At 69.3% G+C, this 15,780-nt stretch carries 14 protein-coding genes; 6 read left to right on the forward strand and 8 right to left on the reverse strand.

Going from position 1 to position 15,780, the window contains the following annotated elements; genetic code table 11:
• Nucleotide 1: 1 nt before the first annotated feature.
• The 3 genes from AB0L70_RS04920 to AB0L70_RS04930 all read right to left on the reverse strand — a co-directional run bounded on the left by AB0L70_RS04920 (nt 2) and on the right by AB0L70_RS04930 (nt 5,311).
• Nucleotides 2-2,452 (reverse strand): DNA topoisomerase IV subunit A, encoded by a 2,451-nt coding sequence (locus tag AB0L70_RS04920; RefSeq protein ID WP_363680092.1) that lies wholly within the window; start codon nt 2,450-2,452, stop codon nt 2-4.
• A 145-nt stretch (nt 2,453-2,597) separates the two neighbouring features.
• Entirely contained in the window at nt 2,598-4,532 is a 1,935-nt protein-coding gene (locus AB0L70_RS04925; RefSeq protein ID WP_363680094.1) for an FtsX-like permease family protein, read from the reverse strand.
• The gene (locus AB0L70_RS04930) at nt 4,532-5,311 is read right to left on the reverse strand and encodes an ABC transporter ATP-binding protein (RefSeq protein ID WP_363680096.1); all 780 of its coding nucleotides are present in this window, start codon (nt 5,309-5,311) and stop codon (nt 4,532-4,534) included. Before AB0L70_RS04930 ends, AB0L70_RS04925 begins: the two co-directional genes overlap by 1 nt.
• Nucleotides 5,312-5,421: 110 nt before the next feature.
• On the opposite strand from AB0L70_RS04930, the gene AB0L70_RS04935 reads away from it, so the two are divergent.
• Genes AB0L70_RS04935 through AB0L70_RS04950 form a run of 4 tightly spaced genes read left to right on the forward strand, consistent with a single transcriptional unit; the run spans nt 5,422 to nt 8,215 of the window.
• On the forward strand, nt 5,422-6,726 hold the full coding sequence (locus AB0L70_RS04935; RefSeq protein ID WP_363680098.1) for a sensor domain-containing protein: 1,305 nt from the start codon (nt 5,422-5,424) through the stop codon (nt 6,724-6,726).
• Nucleotides 6,708-7,361, forward strand: coding sequence for a response regulator transcription factor (locus tag AB0L70_RS04940; RefSeq protein WP_363680100.1), 654 nt, complete (start codon nt 6,708-6,710; stop codon nt 7,359-7,361). Before AB0L70_RS04935 ends, AB0L70_RS04940 begins: the two co-directional genes overlap by 19 nt.
• Before the next feature lie 14 nt (nt 7,362-7,375).
• Nucleotides 7,376-7,783, forward strand: coding sequence for a CoA-binding protein (locus AB0L70_RS04945; RefSeq protein ID WP_363680102.1), 408 nt, complete (start codon nt 7,376-7,378; stop codon nt 7,781-7,783).
• A gap of 9 nt (nt 7,784-7,792) precedes the next feature.
• Entirely contained in the window at nt 7,793-8,215 is a 423-nt protein-coding gene (locus tag AB0L70_RS04950; protein WP_363680104.1) for a TIGR03667 family PPOX class F420-dependent oxidoreductase, read from the forward strand.
• Between the two features lie 9 nt (nt 8,216-8,224).
• Here AB0L70_RS04950 and AB0L70_RS04955 read toward each other — a convergent pair whose 3' ends face one another.
• The 3 genes from AB0L70_RS04955 to AB0L70_RS04965 are packed head-to-tail and all read right to left on the reverse strand — an operon-like array spanning nt 8,225 to nt 10,958.
• On the reverse strand, nt 8,225-8,473 hold the full coding sequence (locus tag AB0L70_RS04955; RefSeq protein ID WP_363680106.1) for a DUF2630 family protein: 249 nt from the start codon (nt 8,471-8,473) through the stop codon (nt 8,225-8,227).
• On the reverse strand, nt 8,470-9,237 hold the full coding sequence (locus AB0L70_RS04960; RefSeq protein ID WP_363680108.1) for an ABC transporter permease: 768 nt from the start codon (nt 9,235-9,237) through the stop codon (nt 8,470-8,472). The genes AB0L70_RS04955 and AB0L70_RS04960 overlap by 4 nt, the downstream gene beginning before the upstream one ends.
• Nucleotides 9,237-10,958: an AMP-binding protein gene (locus tag AB0L70_RS04965; protein ID WP_363680110.1), complete on the reverse strand. Its 1,722-nt coding sequence runs from the start codon at nt 10,956-10,958 to the stop codon at nt 9,237-9,239. Before AB0L70_RS04965 ends, AB0L70_RS04960 begins: the two co-directional genes overlap by 1 nt.
• 83 nt (nt 10,959-11,041) lie before the next feature.
• On the opposite strand from AB0L70_RS04965, the gene AB0L70_RS04970 reads away from it, so the two are divergent.
• Nucleotides 11,042-11,461, forward strand: coding sequence for an MmpS family transport accessory protein (locus AB0L70_RS04970; protein ID WP_363680112.1), 420 nt, complete (start codon nt 11,042-11,044; stop codon nt 11,459-11,461).
• A gap of 3 nt (nt 11,462-11,464) precedes the next feature.
• On the opposite strand, the gene AB0L70_RS04975 is transcribed toward AB0L70_RS04970, so the two are convergent.
• Nucleotides 11,465-12,520 (reverse strand): SLC13 family permease, encoded by a 1,056-nt coding sequence (locus AB0L70_RS04975; RefSeq protein WP_363680114.1) that lies wholly within the window; start codon nt 12,518-12,520, stop codon nt 11,465-11,467.
• Between the two features lie 35 nt (nt 12,521-12,555).
• Between AB0L70_RS04975 and AB0L70_RS04980 the strand changes: the two genes are divergently transcribed.
• A complete protein-coding gene (locus AB0L70_RS04980) occupies nt 12,556-15,273 on the forward strand; it encodes a GNAT family N-acetyltransferase (protein ID WP_363680116.1) in 2,718 nt (905 codons plus the stop codon).
• Here AB0L70_RS04980 and AB0L70_RS04985 read toward each other — a convergent pair.
• Nucleotides 15,266-15,772, reverse strand: a complete 507-nt coding sequence (locus AB0L70_RS04985; protein WP_363680118.1) for a DUF2087 domain-containing protein — start codon at nt 15,770-15,772, stop codon at nt 15,266-15,268. The genes AB0L70_RS04980 and AB0L70_RS04985 overlap by 8 nt on opposite strands.
• Nucleotides 15,773-15,780: the final 8 nt, after the last annotated feature.

The following is a 15,780-nucleotide window of genomic DNA, read 5'->3' on the forward strand; positions in this document are numbered from 1 at the left end:
GTCAGCCTGCCAGATCGGGAGCGCAGGCAGCGATCGGCTGAGCCACCGGTACGCCGGAACCGTCACGCCGCGGGTCCAGCGGCGGCAGCTCGACCGGCGCGCCACTCGAAGCACTCGCCCGCACCGGCGCCGACCCGGCGAACCCGAGCAGCAGCCCGTCCTCACCCTTCAGCAACCGCTGGCAGCGCACACCGCCCGTGCCGCGGCCCTTGCCCGGGTACTCGCTGAACGGCGTCACCTTCACCGCCCCGACCTCGGTCCCCGGCAGTGCCGACGACGAGCCGGCGATCGTCACGACCGACGCGTCCCGGTTGGTGTCGACCGCACCGAAGAACACGACCTTCGCCTTAGCGGCCAACCGGACACCGGCCATACCGCCCGCGGTCCGGCCCTGCGGCCGCACCGCGGAGGCCGGGAAGTGCAGCAGTTGCGCGTCCGACGTGATGAAGCACAGCGCCTCTTCGCCGGTCGTGAGCTCCACCGCGCCGATCACCTCGTCGCCGTCCTTGAGCCCGATGATCTCCCACGAGTCGCGGTTGCTCAGGTGGTCCGGTACGACGCGCTTCACCACGCCACCCGTCGTACCTAGGGCAACGCCGACCGAGTCGGGATCCATCGTGGTCAGCGCGATCGCCTTCTCACCGGACTCCAGCGAGACGAACTCCGCGATCGGCGCGCCACCCTGGAGGTTCGGCGCGTTCGCGGTCGTCGGTACGGCGGGCAGGTCGAGCGAGTCGAGCCGGATCAGCCGCCCGGTGCTCGTGATCAGGCCGTACTGACCGCGGGCCGTGCTCTTCACCGCCGACACGATCGCGTCGTGCTTGGCCCGGGTGTCGCCGGTGCCGAACGGCTCCACACCGTTGGTCCGGGCGAGCAGGCCGGTCGAGCTCATCAGGATCCAGCACGGGTCGTCACTGACCTCGAGCGGCACGGCCGCGGTCTTGGTCGCGCCGGACGACTCCAGCAGCACCGTGCGCCGCGGGGTGCCGTAGGTCTTGGCCATCTCCGCCAGTTCGTCGGAGACGTTCTTCTTCAGCAGCGCCTCGTCCTCGAGGATCGCGGTCAGCCGCTCGATCTCGCGCTCGAGCTCACCCTTCTCGGTCTCCAGCTCGAGCTTGGAGAACTTGGTCAGCCGGCGCAGCGGCATGTCCAGGATGTAGTTCGTCTGCACCTCGGTGAGGTCGTAGATGTCCATCAGCCGGGTCCGCGCCGCGGCCGCGTCGTCACTGGACCGGATGATCTGGATGACCTCGTCGATGTCCAGGATCGCGACCAGCAGGCCGTCGACGATATGCAGCCGGTCCTGCGCCTTCTTCCGGCGGAACTCGCTGCGCCGGCGGACCACGTCGTACCGGTGGCCGAGGTAGACCTCGAGGAGTTCCTTCAGGCCGAGGGTGCGCGGCTGGCCGTCGACGAGGCAGACCGCGTTCACGTGGAAGGCGTCCTCGAGCGGGGTGAGCTTGTAGAGCTGCTCCAGCAGCGCCTCGGGGACGAAGCCGTTCTTGACCTCGATCACCAGCTGGGTGCCGTGCGTACGGTCCGTGAGGTCCTTGACGTCGGCGATGCCCTGCAGCTTCTTGGCCTGGACCAGGGTCTTGATCTTCTCGATCACCTTCTCCGGGCCGACCGTGTACGGCAGCTCGGTGACCACGATGCCCTTGCGGCGTGGGGTGACGTTCTCGATCCGGGCGGTGGCGCGCATCTTGAAGCTGCCGCGGCCGGTGGCGTACGCGTCCTTGATGCCGTCCAGCCCGACGATCTTGCCGCCGGTCGGCAGATCCGGACCGGGGATGAACCGCATCAGGTCGTCCAGGTCGGCACCCGGGGTCTTGATCAGGTGCCGCAGTGCCTGGATCACCTCGACCAGGTTGTGCGGTGCCATGTTGGTGGCCATACCGACCGCGATGCCGGCGGCACCGTTGACGAGCAGGTTCGGGAAGGCGGCCGGGAGGACCGACGGCTCCTGCTCCTGGCCGTCGTAGTTCGGCCGGAAGTCGACGACGTTCTCGTCCAGGCCGGCCGTCATCGCCACTGCCGAGGGGGCCATCCGGCACTCGGTGTACCGCATCGCGGCGGGACCGTCGTCGAGGGAGCCGAAGTTCCCGTGGCCGTCGATCAGCGGCAGCCGCATGGACCAGGGCTGCTCGATCCGGACCAGGGCGTCGTAGATCGCACCGTCGCCGTGCGGGTGGTACTTACCCATGACCTCACCGACGACGCGGGCGCTCTTCACGTGTCCGCGGTCGGGGCGGATGTTGTTCTCCGCCATCGAGAACAGGATCCGGCGCTGGACCGGTTTCAGCCCGTCCCGCGCGTCCGGCAGCGCCCGGGCGTAGATCACCGAGTACGCGTACTCCAGGTAGCTGGTACGCATCTCGTCGGAGACATCGACGTCGAGGATGCGCTCCTCGAAGTCCTCGGGTTCTGCGGTGGTGCTGGAACGGCGTGCCATGCGGGTCTACGAACTCCTCGATCAAACCGGTACGAGCGCCGCGACGGTCCGGCGCCGTGCCCATTGTCCCTGGTGAACGGCGGATTCTCCGGCCGCGACCCGCCCTCCCACTGCTCGATCCGTCCGATACCGGTCTACTCCACCTCTACTCGACCGCTGCGGACGGCTGCGACCGGCGCAGGATGTACGTCGTCGGGGCCAGAGCGGACCCTACCGCCAGGATCAGACAGACCGCTCCGATCCCCAGCAGGATGCTCCACGGGACGGTCACCGGTACGTCGGCCACCCCGGACGTCATCGCGTGCCGGATCAGGACCCCGACCGTCACGGTGATCGCCGTACCCAGGGTGAGCGCGACGGCGCCGACCAGCGAGGACTCCCACAGCACCATCCGGCGGATCTGCGCCGGGGTCGCCCCGAGCAGCCGCGAGGTCACGAACTCGTGCCGCCGCTGCAGGCTGCCCATCAGGAGCGTGTTGGCGATCGCGATCGCGCTGTACAGCGCAGCGGGTCCCAGCAGCAGGATCAGGCCTAGCTGGTTGCCTTTCCGTACGCCGTCCGCCTGCTCAGCCTCCCACACCGGCGCCAGGACCGCGTGGTCGATCTTGCTGACCAGACCGGCCGGGTCCACGCCGTCGGCCGGCAGGACGAACATCCGGTCCGGCTTGGCGGTCGGCGCGTGCTTGCGGGCCAGGTCGAGCGGGACCAGCAGCGACGGGTTGACGCCGAAGGCGTCCGGGACGATCGCGACGATCCGGAGCTTGGCAGCGGTCCGGTCGAGGAACGTCACCGGCAGCTCGTCGCCGACCTTGTAGTGCTCGAACCCCGCCATCTCTTTGCCAACGGCAACAGTGTTCCCGGTCAGCTGGGCGAGGTCGCCGGACAGCGGGGTGAGCGCCCGGGTCCGGACCGCGATCGCCGGGTCGATCCCCTCGACGTCTTCGAGTTCGGCATCGTCGCGGCTGATCCGGACTGTCTGCAGCGGGATGCCGGCGTCGACCGCGGCCACTCCTGGGGCAGTCACGGGATCTGAACCGGTGACGACGATCGGGGCGCGGACGGCATCGCGAATCGAGGCGCTCGCGCTGTCGGCAGCGAAGCTGAGGCTGAGCACCATCGACCCCGCGATCGCGCAGATCGACAGGATCGGTGCCGCGAGCGATGCGCTGCGCCGGGGTGCGGCGACCACGTTGCTGCGGGCGAGCCGCCCGGACACCTGGGTCCAGGCGACCAGCGGCAGTGCCCAGAGCCGGCCGATCAACGGCACCACAAGCGGCGCGAGCAGGGTCAGCCCGATCACCATCACCATCGGCGTGAACATGGCCAGCGGTACGACGCCTTCGCCGGTCGACGGCCGGATCAGCGACAGCATCGCGATCGACCCGGCCATGAACAGCACCCCGAACACGACCCGCACCGGCCCGATCCGCGGTGGCTCCAACGACGCTTCCCGCAGCGCGTCGACAGCGCCGATCCGGCCCGCTCGCCGCGCGGCCGATCGTGCTCCCAGCATCGCGACCACCAGCCCGGCCGCAATCGCGATCGACAACGGCACCCAGGGCGAGGCCGTCTCCAGCTTCACCGGCGCAAGTTCCGTGTACGACGCCTTCCGCAGCAGCAACGGGGTGGCGAGTTGAGCCAGGATCGCGCCGGTGATGGACGCGGCCAGCGCGACCACCAGGGCCTCGCCGAGGACCATCCGACGGATCTGGCGGGGTGTCGCGCCGATCAGCCGGAGCAGCCCGAGTTCGCGGCGGCGGGCCGCGACGGCGAAGGCGAAGGTACTGGCGATGACGAAGATCGTGATGAAGCCGCTGATCGTCCCGACCAGGCTGAGCACGGTTTGCAGCCCGGTCACGTCCGCGTCGGAGGTGTGCACGTTCACGCGCCGCGGATCGGCGCCGTCGCCGCCCAAGGTCATCACGCTGATGACCGACGCGGCCGGACCGTGGTACGCGACGGTTGCAGCAGTCGCGGTGGCGGCGAGTCCGAGCAGGAACACGCCCACCGCGAGCGCGACGAAGGAACCGGCGTACAAGGATCTGTGCCGGCTGACGGTCTGTCGGCTGAGGAAGAACATCATCCCTCCAGGTCGCTCATGGCGGCGGCGATCTGGGCCGGCGTACCGCGGTCGAGGTGACCCGCGATGAGGCCGTCGGACAGGAACAGCACGCGTTCGGCGTACCCGGCGGCGACCGGGTCGTGGGTCACCATCACCACGGTCTGCCCGGCCCGATCGGTTGCCTCCCGCAACAGCCCGAGGATCTGCCGGCTGGTCCCGCTGTCCAGCGCACCGGTCGGCTCGTCGGCGAAGAACACCGATGGACGGGTGATCAGAGCCCGTGCGATCGCGACCCGCTGCTGCTGGCCGCCGGACAGCTCGGCCGGCCGCCGTTTGGCCTTGCCCTCCAGGCCCACTTGGTCGAGCACCCGCTGTACGTCGCCCCGCCGCGGCCGGCGACCGGTCAGCCGCAGCGGCAGCGCCACGTTGTCGTACACGGTCAGCGAGGGCAGCAGGTTGTAGGCCTGGAAGACGAATCCCATCTCGGCCCGGCGCAGCTTGGTGAGTGCGACCTCGTTGAGGCCGCTGAGGCTGACCCCACCCAGTACGACGTTGCCGGTGGTCGGCTGGTCGAGTCCGGCCGCGCACTGCAGCAGCGTGGACTTGCCGGAGCCGGACGGTCCCATCACGGCCGTGAACGAACCGCGGGCGAAGTGGTAGGTCACACCACGCAGGGCGTCGACCGCTCCGGCCTTGGAGCGGTACGTCTTGGTGATCCCGTCCAGCAGCAGGGCGGGAGCTTGAGCTGGTGCGGCAGCCGGCTGGGTCGGCCCAAGATTTTGCGCAGTAGCGGTCATGGTTCCAAGCCAACCGGCGTACGGCGTTCTGCACCCTGGCTCAGGGAGGAGACCTGGAGTAGCGCGCACGCTACCGTCCCGCGGGCAGTCGCGGACCTAGGGTTGACCGGGTGGAGACAACCGCGACGACCTGCCCTGTGCCGTCCGGACCGAGGACGGTCTGGGCCGCACTGGCGTCGCCGCGGTACGTCATCTCGTCCTGGCCGTGGCGGAGCTACGCCTACCTGTTCACGTCGATCCCGGTCGGCGTTCTGACCATCGCCGTACTGATCGCGGCCGCGGCGGTCAGTGCCGTCCTCAGCCCGATCCTGATCGGCGTCCTGATGCTGATGGCCTTCCCGCTGATCGGGGCCTCGGTCGGCCGGATCGAGCGATGGCGGGCCGGGCTGGTGCTGGTCGACGGTATCCCCAGCCCGCACGCGAAGTTGCCGGCCACGCTGTCGGTGCGGGAGAAGCTGAAGTTCCGGCGCCGCGAGCAGGCCTCGGTTCGAGCCCTCGGGTACAGCTTCGTGCTCGGGGTCTTCGTCTGGCTGATCAGTGCCGCGTTCGCGGGGATCTGCGCCGCGACCCTCGGCATCACCCTGGCGGCCCCGGTGATCGCGGACACCGAGGAGATGGGCATGGGCCCATGGGTCCTGGACAGCGCGCGGGAAGGGCTCATCTTCCTGGTCGCCTTCGGGCCACCGTTCTTCGTGGTCAGCTCGTACCTGATCGGCGTGATCGCGGCCGCCGAGGCCTCGCTGGCGAAGGCGATGCTGGGTCCCCGGCAGGAGGAGCTGCAGCGCAACGTCGCCGAGTTGCGCCGCTCCCGGCTCGACCTGGTCGATGCGTTCGAGACCGAGCGGGCACGGATCGAGCGGCACCTGCACGACGGTGTCCAGCAGCGACTCGTCGGGCTGACCATGACGCTCGGTTTGGCCGAACTCGACCTGCCCGAGGGGGAGGGCCGGAGGCTGGTGGTGAAGGCCCACTCCGAGGCGGAGGCGGCGTTGGCCGATCTGCGGGCGGCGGTGCGCGGGATCCACCCGCGGGTCCTGGTCGACCATGGGCTCGAGGCCGCCGTACGGGAGGTCGCCGACCGGATGCCGTTGCCGGTGACTGTGCAGATGTCGTTGCCGGAGCGGTTGCCGGCGCCGATCGAGGCAGCGGCGTACTTCGTCGTCAGTGAGGCGCTCGCGAACGTCGCCAAGCACGCGCAGGCGTCCACGTGTGAGGTGACCGGGTGGATCGACCGCGAGCAGCTCGTCATCGGGATCACCGATGACGGCGTCGGTGGGGCGACGCTGGGCGCGGGGAGTGGACTCACCGGGCTGGTGACCCGATTGGACGCGTTGGGAGGCACACTCGTCATCGACAGCCCACCTGGTGGGCCGACTCGATTGAGGATGGAGTGCCCGTGCCGACTCGGCGACTGAGCATCGTGCTGGCCGAAGACTCGCTGCTGTTGCGGGAGGGCTTGGCGAGCATTCTGGACCGGGCCGGGCACGAAGTGCGCGACGCGGTTGGTGACGGGGACGCGCTGCTGGCCGTCGTACGCAAGGAGCCGCCGGATGTCGTCATCACCGACGTACGGATGCCGCCGGGGCACAGTGACGAGGGTCTGCGGGCTGCCGCTGCGATCCGGGCCGAGCTGCCGTCGATCGGGATCCTCGTGCTCTCGCAGTACGTCGCCGACGCCTATCTGTCCACGTTGCTCGAGACAACGACCGGCGGGATCGGGTACCTGCTGAAGGATCGGGTCGGGCACGTCGCGGAGTTCCTCGAGTCGTTGGACCGGGTCGCGGACGGCGGGACGGTGGTTGATCCCGAGGTGGTCCGGCAGTTGCTCGCGCGGCGGCGGAACGACGGGCCGCTCGCGGCTCTCACGCCGCGTGAGCTGGAGGTGCTCGCGCTGATGGCGGAGGGGCGGGTGAACGCGTCGATCGCAGAGCAGTTGGTGGTGAGTGAGGCCGCCGTACGCAAGCACGTCGGGAACATCTTCGCGAAGCTGCAGCTGGACGACGGGCTGGATCGGCGCGTGTCCGCAGTGCTCACGTATTTGCGTGGCTGAGAGAGGATCAAGGCATGGACGCTGACATCCGGAAGATCCTTGCGGACTGCGAGACCTGGGCAGTGGTCGGGCTGTCGAACAACACCAGCCGGGCCGCGTACGGCGTGGCCCGCTTCCTGCAGTCCCACGGCAAGCGGATCGTGCCGGTGCACCCCTCGGCAGAGACGGTCCACGGCGAGCAGGGGTACGCGACGCTCGCGGACATCCCGTTCCCGGTCGACTGCGTCGACGTGTTCGTCCGCTCCGAACTAGCCGGCGACATCGCGGACCAGGCGGTTGGAATCAACGCCAAGGCCGTGTGGTTCCAACTCGATGTAGTCGACCAAGACGCCTACACCCGCACGACGGCGGCAGGCCTCACCATGGTGATGGATCACTGCCCTGCGATCGAGTGGGGGCGTCTCGGACCGTCCTCGAACTGAAGGGCCCCGATGTTCACGATCGATACCTCCACCGATTTCGGCAAGCGGATCGCGCGACAGCTCGATGACGAGGCAGTGGTCTGGCTGACCACAGTCGCCGCGTCGGGTACGCCGGCTCCGACACCGGTCTGGTTCCTCTGGCACGACGACGAGGTCCTGATCAGCAGCCAGCCGGAGACGGCCAAGCTACGCAATATCGCCGGCCATCCGCAGGTGACGGTGAACTTCAATGCGACGCACACCGGGGGAGACGTCGGCGTCATCGCCGGTACGGCGGCCATCGACGACGCCCCGATCTCCGGGGCGGCGCTGGCGGCGTACAACGCCAAGTACGGCGACGCCATCGCCGGGCTCGGGATGACCACGGACCAGTTCCACGCTTCGTATTCGGTCCTGATCCGGATCACCCCGGAGAAACTGCGCGGTTTCTAGCCCCTGGAGCTAGCCGAGGTAGCCCTCGACGGTGTCGGCGGAACGGGCCGCGGCGTTGTCCGGGTTCTCGCCGTACTCACGCTTGGCGCGGCGCTGGCGGAGCAGGTCCCAGCACTGGTCCAGCTCGACCTCGAGCGCCTTCAGGCGGGCGTGCTCGTCGGTGTCGTTGATCTCGCCGGATGCGTGCTTGGTGCGGAGCTCGTGCTCCTCGGCGACCAACTCGTCGATCCGGCTGAGGAGGGTCTTGTCATCGGTCATGAGGAAACCGTACGCCCGTCGGGCAGCGGTGCTCGGGCCAGCAACTCGGTGATGGTGAGAATGGCGAGTGTCTCGGCGGCGACCAGGCCGATCAGGACGACCAGTTGGAGCGCGGCCGCGGCGGTCGGTGACGCCCCGCCGAGGACCATGCCGACGAACGCGCCGGGCAGCGTGACCAGTCCGACCGTGCGGGTCTGGTCGAGGGCCGGCAGCAGCGCGTCGCCGGCCACCGGTCCGACCGCCAGTTTGAACGCGTCGGGCTGCAGCAGCCCGATCGACAGGCCCGCCTCGAACTCGCCGAACCGGGTGCCGTACTCGCTGAGGGCCCGGCGGCCGGCCAGCGTCGTGGCGGTCATCGTGCCGCCGACGATGATGCCGCCCATCGGCAGGATGCTGCCCGGGTTCCGTGGGACCACCCCGGGCAGGATGAGCAACGCCAGGATGGTGAAGGCGCCGATCCCGATCGCGGCGGCGCAGTAGAGCCACTGCCGCGGGACGACGGCGGTCTGGCGGAGCCGGCGTGTGCTGGTGACCGTCGCGACGCCGAACATCAGCAGGACGAAGGCGATCGCCCCGATCGTGTGCTGCAGTGCGAAGCCGACCACCACGCCGACCGCTGCCAGCTGGACGACGGCCCGGAGAGCCGCGGTGACGATGCCCTTGTCGTGGTGCAGCCCGGCGTACCGCGAGCCCACGACGCCGACCGCGACCAGCAGCGGCAGTACGACGACAGCGGCGAGGCCGAGCCCGGTGTCGAGCGACATCACCCTTCCTTGAAGTCGGCCTCGTCGTAGGCGTGCTCCGACCGGGAGCCGCTGTCCACCTTCGTGGCCTCGTCCGCGCGCAGCTCGACCCGGCGGATCTTCCCGGAGATCGTCTTCGGCAGGTCGGCGAACTCGATCCGCCGGATCCGCTTGAACGGCGCCAGGTGCTCCCGGCAGAACTGCAGGATCTCCTGCGCCAGTTCACGCGACGGCTCGTGCCCGGCGGCCAGTACGACGTACGCCTTCGGCACCGCGAGCCGGACCGGATCGGGCGACGGTACGACGGCTGCCTCGGCGACCGCGGGATGCTCGATCAGCACCGACTCCAGCTCGAACGGCGAGATCCGGTAGTCACTCGCCTTGAACACGTCGTCGGACCGGCCGACGTAGGTGATGTAGCCATCCGCGTCCCGGCTGGCGACGTCGCCGGTGTGGTAGAAACCGCCGCGCATGACCTCCGCGGTCAGCTCCTCGGCGTCGCGGTAGCCGCGCATCAGCGGGACCGGCGCGGGCGCGAGCTCGATGCTGATCTCGCCGTCGTCGCCGATCTCGTCGGTGCTCGGGTCGATCAGCGCGATCGTGTACCCGGGCAGCGGCCGGCCCATCGATCCCAGCTTGACCGGCTGGCCCGGCGGGTTGCCGATCTGCGCGGTCGTCTCGGTCTGCCCGTACCCGTCCCGGATGGTGATGTCCCAGGCGTTCCGGACCTGCTCGATCACCTCGGGGTTGAGCGGCTCACCGGCCGAGATGCACTCCCGGATCCGCACCTTCACCGCGGACAGATCGGCCTGGATCAGCATCCGCCACACCGTCGGCGGCGCGCAGAACGTGGTCACGCCGTACGTCTGCAGGACCTGCAGCATCTTCTCGGCGTCGAAGCGCGCGTAGTTGTAGAGGAAGACGGTCGCGCCGGCGTTCCACGGTGCGAAGACGTTGCTCCACGAGTGCTTGGCCCAGCCGGGAGACGAGACGTTCAGGTGGACGTCGCCGGGCTGCAGGCCGATCCAATACATGGTCGACAGGTGGCCGACCGGGTAGCTGACCTGCGTGTGTTCGACCAGTTTGGGCTGGCTCGTCGTACCCGAGGTGAAGTAGAGCAGGAGCGAGTCGTCCGCGGCCGTGTCCACCTCCGGGACGGCGCCCTCGTAGATGGCCGAGTCTGCGTAGTTGAGCCATCCCTCGACGACCGTGCCGACCGCCACGCGGATGCAGTCGTCTGCGATCCCGGCGTACCGATCGGCTTCCGCGCTGGTGGTGACGACCGCGCGGACGTTGCCGCGGGCGATCCGGTCGGCCAGGTCGGCGTCGGTGAGCAGGGTGGTCGCGGGGATCATCACCGCGCCGGCCCGGATGCAACCGAGCATGGTCTCCCACAGCTCGATCTGGTTGCCCAGCACGATCAGCACCCGGTCGCCCGGTAGCAGCCCGGCCTCGGTGAGCCAGCCGGCGACCTGACGGGACCGCTCGCCCATTTCGGCGTACGTGCGTGAGTTGACCTCGCCGTCGGCCTCGACGATCGTCAGCGCGGCGACCTCCGGCTGTTCGACCGCCAGCGCGTCGAACCAGTCCCGGGCCCAGTTGAACCGCTCGAACGCGGGCCAGGTGAAGTCCCGGTACGCCGTCTCGTAGTCGTCGCGATACGCGATCAGGAAGTCCCGCGCCGCCCGGAACTCCCGCGTGACCTCGGACGTGCTCTGCTCGGTGCTGTCCGGTGAACTCATGACCGCACTATTGCCCAACCACTACCGATCGGTAAACCGTGCCACTCGCAACGGCTGACCTCGACGCACGGTAGATGTTTGGCATGACTGTCGTCCCACCACCGCAGCGCCCCCGGCGGCTGTCGCGGGTAGCCCTGATCGTGATCATCGGCTTCGGTGTCCTGTCGCTGCTCGTGGTCGTCGGGATCGTCGGCCTGCTGGTCTGGCTGAACCACCGCTTCGAGCGGAACGTCGCCTACGAGGTCAGCGGAACGGTGCAGTCCGTGACGATCAACTATCGCAGCGACGACCAGGACCAGACGGAACGGCGGGTCGAGAACGTCAGTCTGCCGTGGGCGGCCGGATTCCATACGAAGTTCATGACTGCCAACGCCAGGGTCATCGCCGCCGCGAATGCCGGCGATCAGGGCACCTTGACCTGCACGCTGAAGATCGACGGCCAGGTGGTGGCCACCCAGACCTCGAAGGACGGGGCGGTCGTCTGTGTAGAGCCCGACCGGTAGGACTCAGCCGAGGCTCAGGGCGAACACCGCTCCGGTGACGACGAGCGGCGTGAGGATCAGGCCGCGCCACAGGAACGACCACCAGGAGATGTCGACCCGGGCAGCGTCACAGCGGGACCGCCACAGCAGGGTCGCAAGCGATCCCCAGAGCGTCAGCAGGCAGCCGCAGTTCACGCCGATCAGCAGGGCCATCATCCGGTGCGCGTCGCTCGAGGCGACCGGCTCCATCGCCAGGTACGCCGGCAGATTGTCGACCAGGTTCGCTCCGACCGCCCCGGTCACGCTCAACCGCAGCTCCGAGGAGGTCCCGGCGACCCGGCGGAGCAAGTTCTCCAGTCCGTGGTCGGTGAGGAACCCGACGATGGCGAACAACACCGCCACCCCGATCACCAGCTTCGCCGGGATCAGGCCCCACCGGAGCGCACTCCGCCGCCGGACCGCGAACAGTACGACGAGCACGAGCGCGCCCACGCTGGCCGGCCACGCCACCTCGATCCCGGACACGAACGCAGGTCCGATCAGCAGGCAGACCGCAGTCGCACCCCAGAACAGCACCTTGTCGTCCACATGCGGTGTCTCGGGTACGACGTACGTCCGCCGCAGGTCCCGGTGGAACAGGACGGCCAGCACGATGACTGTGATCAGGACCGCGGCAATTGCCGGTCGCCAGCTCACCGCGAGGTAGCTCGCGTCCAACTGGCGGAACTGATGCAGCGCCAGCAGGTTCGTGAGGTTGGACACCGGGAGCAGCAAGGACGCCGTCCCGGCCAGCCAGACGGTCGTGAACGCGAAAAGTTTCGGGGGTACGTCGAGTTGCCGGGCCATCGCGAGTACGACCGGAGTCAGCAGCACGGCGCAGGTGTCCAGGGACAGCACGATCGTCAGCCCGGTCGCGAGCACGACGACGAGCAGCCAGAGCCGCCAGACCCGGCCACGGGCGAGATGTGCGGCCTCCCGGGCCGCCACCTCGAACACCTTGGCCTTGTCGGCCAGTTCGGCGATGACGGTCACCGCGATCAGGAACACCAGCACAGGCGCGATCCGCGCGACCAAATTCACGACCTCCGAGACGACTGTTTGAGTACGCTTGCCGGGTGACCGGAGGCCCCATGACACCGCCGGACCAGTATGACCCGCACCAGCCGGACGGTTACCCCGCTGAGTACGAGGCCGATGTCGTCCTGCGGGACGGCGCGACCGCGCACCTGCGCCCGATCACGCCCGCCGACGCGGACCTACTGGTCGCGTTCTACGCGCGGGTCTCCGAGCAGTCGAAGTACTACCGGTTCTTCGCCCCGTACCCACAACTGTCCGACCGGGACGTGGCGAGATTCACGCAGGTCGACTATCACGACCGGCTGGCGCTGATCGTCACCGTCGGTGACGAGATGATCGGCGTCGGGCGGTACGAGCGGACCGGCCGCCGGACGGCGGAGGTCGCGTTCCTGATCGAGGACGCCCACCAGGGCCGCGGCCTCGGGCAGCTGTTCCTGGAGCACCTGGCCCAGGCGGCCCGGGAGAACGGCATCGGCCGGTTCGTCGCCGAGGTGCTGCCGGACAACCGCAAGATGATCACGGTCTTCACCGAGGCCGGCTACAAGGTCGCCCGCGAGTTCGAGGACGGCGTGATCGTGGTCGAGTTCGACATCGCGCCGACCGACACGTCGTTCGGGGTGATGCAGGCCCGCGAGCAGCGGTCCGAGGCGCTGTCGATCGCGCGGCTGCTGACCCCGTCGAGCGTCGCGGTGATCGGGGCGAGCCGGCGCGAGGGCACGATCGGGAACGCACTGCTCCGCAACCTCCGCGACGGTGGCTTCCCGGGCCGCCTGTACGCCGTCAACTCCGACACGACGGCGGATCAGCTCGAGGGAGTTCCGGCGTACCCGACGATCCGTGAGGTGGACGACACGGTCGACCTGGCCGTGGTCGCCGTCCGCGCGGAGATGGTGGCGGACGTGGTCCTGGACTGCGCGGCCAAGGGGGTGCGTGGGCTGGTCGTGGTCTCGAGTGGGTTCGCCGAGATCGGGGACGAGGGGCGGAAGCGGCAGCGGTACCTGGTCGGGCTCGCGCGGTCCTACGGGATGCGGGTGATCGGCCCGAACGCGCTCGGGGTGATCAACACGGCCGCGGGTGTGTCGCTGAACGCGACGCTGTCCCCGCTGATGCCGAGCAAGGGCCGGGTCGCGTTCTTCTGCCAGTCGGGCGCACTCGGCGTGCCGATCCTGGCCGACATGGTCGGCCGTGGCCTGGGCCTGTCGAGCTTCGTGTCGGCCGGGAACCGGGCGGATGTGTCAGGCAACGACCTGATGCAGTTCTGGTACTCGGACGAGGCGACCGAGGTCGTGCTGCTGTACCTGGAGTCGTTGGGTAACCCGCGCAAGTTCAGCCGGGTCTCCCGGCGGCTGGCCCGCCGCAAGCCGGTGGTCGCGCTGAAGTCCGGCCGGACCACCCAAGGTGTGCCGGTCGGTCAGATGATCCGGCGCAGCCAGTTGCCGTCAGCAACCGTCGAGTCGCTGTTCCGGCAGAGCGGGCTGATCGGGGTGGACACGACCGGCGAGCTGTTCGACGTCGCTCAGCTGCTCGCGCACCAGCCACTGCCGAAGGGACGACGGGTCGCGGTCGTCAGCAACTCCGACGCGCTGACCCTGCTCGCGCTGGACACGATGGCCGGGTGCGGGCTGGACACTGCGGGGGAGCCGCGGAACCTCAGCGCCGACGCGACCGCGTCCGACTTCGGAGCGGCCCTGTCCGAGGTGTTCGCCGACGACCGCGTCCACTCGATCGTGGTGATCTACACGCCACCGGTGCAGTCGAACGGCGCCGAGGTGGCCCAGGTGCTGGCCGCGGCGGCCGCGGGTTCGGAGAAGCCGGTGGTCTCGACGTTCCTCGCCTCCCGGAGCGTGCCCGCGGAGCTGCAGGTGCCGGATGCCGATGGGGGAGCGGCGCGTGGATCGATCCCGTCGTTCCTGAACCCGCAGTACGCCGTCGGCGCGTTGGCAAAGGCGACGCAGTACGCCGAGTGGCGTCGGCGCTCGGACAGCCGGATCCCCGACCTGCCGGATATCGACACGGCCGGCGGCGAGGACTTCGTCGCGGAGTTCCTGCAGCGGCACCCGCAAGGCGCCGATCTGGATGACGCCGATCGGCTCCGCCTGCTGAGCTTCTACGGGATCCCGGTGCTGCCGGCGTTCCCCGTGCTGACCGCGGACGAGGCGGTCGCGCGGGCCGCGGACCTCGGCTTCGAGGTGATCCTGAAGGCGACCGCCGAGCAGTGGCGGATGCGGCCGGACCTGGCCGACATCTGGCGGCACATCCACGACGAGGAGGACATGCGCGCGGCCTGGGCGGAGATGACGCAGACCTTCGGGGTCGCGTCGGACCCGGCGCGGGCGCAGTTCGTCGTACAGAAGATGGCGCCGCCCGGGGTGCCGGTGGTGGTGTCGGCGTTGGAGGACGTGTCGTTCGGGCCGGTGGTGACCTTCGGGTTGTCCGGGGTCGCGACCGACCTGCTGGGCGACCGCTCGTACCGGATGCCGCCGTTGACCACGCGCGACGCCGCGGAGATGGTCCGCGAGGTCCGTGCGGCGCCGTTGCTGTACGGCTACCGCGGTTCGGATCCGGTGGACATCTCCGCGATCGAGGACCTGCTGCACCGCGTGTCCCGGCTGACGCTCGACCTGGAGGAGGTCGTGCGGCTGGACCTGCGCTCGGTCCTGGTCGCAGCGCAGGGCGCCACGGTCCTCGACACCAGCATCCGGATCGCCCCGAACGAGAAGCCCCGCCAGGACGCACCGGCCCGCCGCCTCACCTGACGTAGATGCTGTCCGTCCGGCTCAACAGGCCTGCCTCGACCAGCTGACGGCGGAGCGCCGCGTGGTCGTCGTGCCATCGGTTGAGGATCTCGTTGACCTCGGACTCCGGGTAGCTGCGACCGGGCTCGAAGCCGGTCACCAGGTATTCCAGGATGATCTGGAACTTGGCCGGAACGGTCGGGAAATGTGTCAGCCGGCCGTCGCGGATGAACGACCTGAGGACGTTGTCGCGAGCCGGATCAGGATCGAGCGGGACCCGCTCGGGACGGTGTTCACGGACTGCGTCCTTGAACGCTGCCTCGTCGGCGTGCAGTCCTTCGCGGCCGGCGTTGATCAGTCCACCCTTGGTCAGCCGTTGGAGGGCCTTCACCACCACGGGCGCGGGAAGTCCGGTGCTGCCGGCAACCTGCTCAGGAGTGGAGGCGCCGAGAACGACGGCGGAGTACGTCCGCAGCCTCGACGGTTCGGCCAGCAGACCACAGAGCTGATCGGCGTTCATGCCTTCCA

The sequence above is a fragment of the Kribbella sp. NPDC051952 genome (genome assembly GCF_040680855.1).
GTDB lineage: Bacteria > Actinomycetota > Actinomycetes > Propionibacteriales > Kribbellaceae > Kribbella.

Excerpts from the sequence above, each read along its gene's own strand:
- AB0L70_RS04920 (WP_363680092.1), bottom strand. The coding sequence starts at position 2,452 with ATGGCACGCCGTTCCAGCACCACCGCAGAACCCGAGGACTTCGAGGAG.
- AB0L70_RS04925 (WP_363680094.1), bottom strand. The coding sequence starts at position 4,532 with ATGTTCTTCCTCAGCCGACAGACCGTCAGCCGGCACAGATCCTTGTAC.
- AB0L70_RS04930 (WP_363680096.1), bottom strand. The coding sequence starts at position 5,311 with ATGACCGCTACTGCGCAAAATCTTGGGCCGACCCAGCCGGCTGCCGCA.
- AB0L70_RS04945 (WP_363680102.1), top strand. The coding sequence starts at position 7,376 with ATGGACGCTGACATCCGGAAGATCCTTGCGGACTGCGAGACCTGGGCA.
- AB0L70_RS04950 (WP_363680104.1), top strand. The coding sequence starts at position 7,793 with ATGTTCACGATCGATACCTCCACCGATTTCGGCAAGCGGATCGCGCGA.
- AB0L70_RS04955 (WP_363680106.1), bottom strand. The coding sequence starts at position 8,473 with ATGACCGATGACAAGACCCTCCTCAGCCGGATCGACGAGTTGGTCGCC.
- AB0L70_RS04960 (WP_363680108.1), bottom strand. The coding sequence starts at position 9,237 with ATGTCGCTCGACACCGGGCTCGGCCTCGCCGCTGTCGTCGTACTGCCG.
- AB0L70_RS04965 (WP_363680110.1), bottom strand. The coding sequence starts at position 10,958 with ATGAGTTCACCGGACAGCACCGAGCAGAGCACGTCCGAGGTCACGCGG.
- AB0L70_RS04970 (WP_363680112.1), top strand. The coding sequence starts at position 11,042 with ATGACTGTCGTCCCACCACCGCAGCGCCCCCGGCGGCTGTCGCGGGTA.
- AB0L70_RS04985 (WP_363680118.1), bottom strand. The coding sequence starts at position 15,772 with ATGAACGCCGATCAGCTCTGTGGTCTGCTGGCCGAACCGTCGAGGCTG.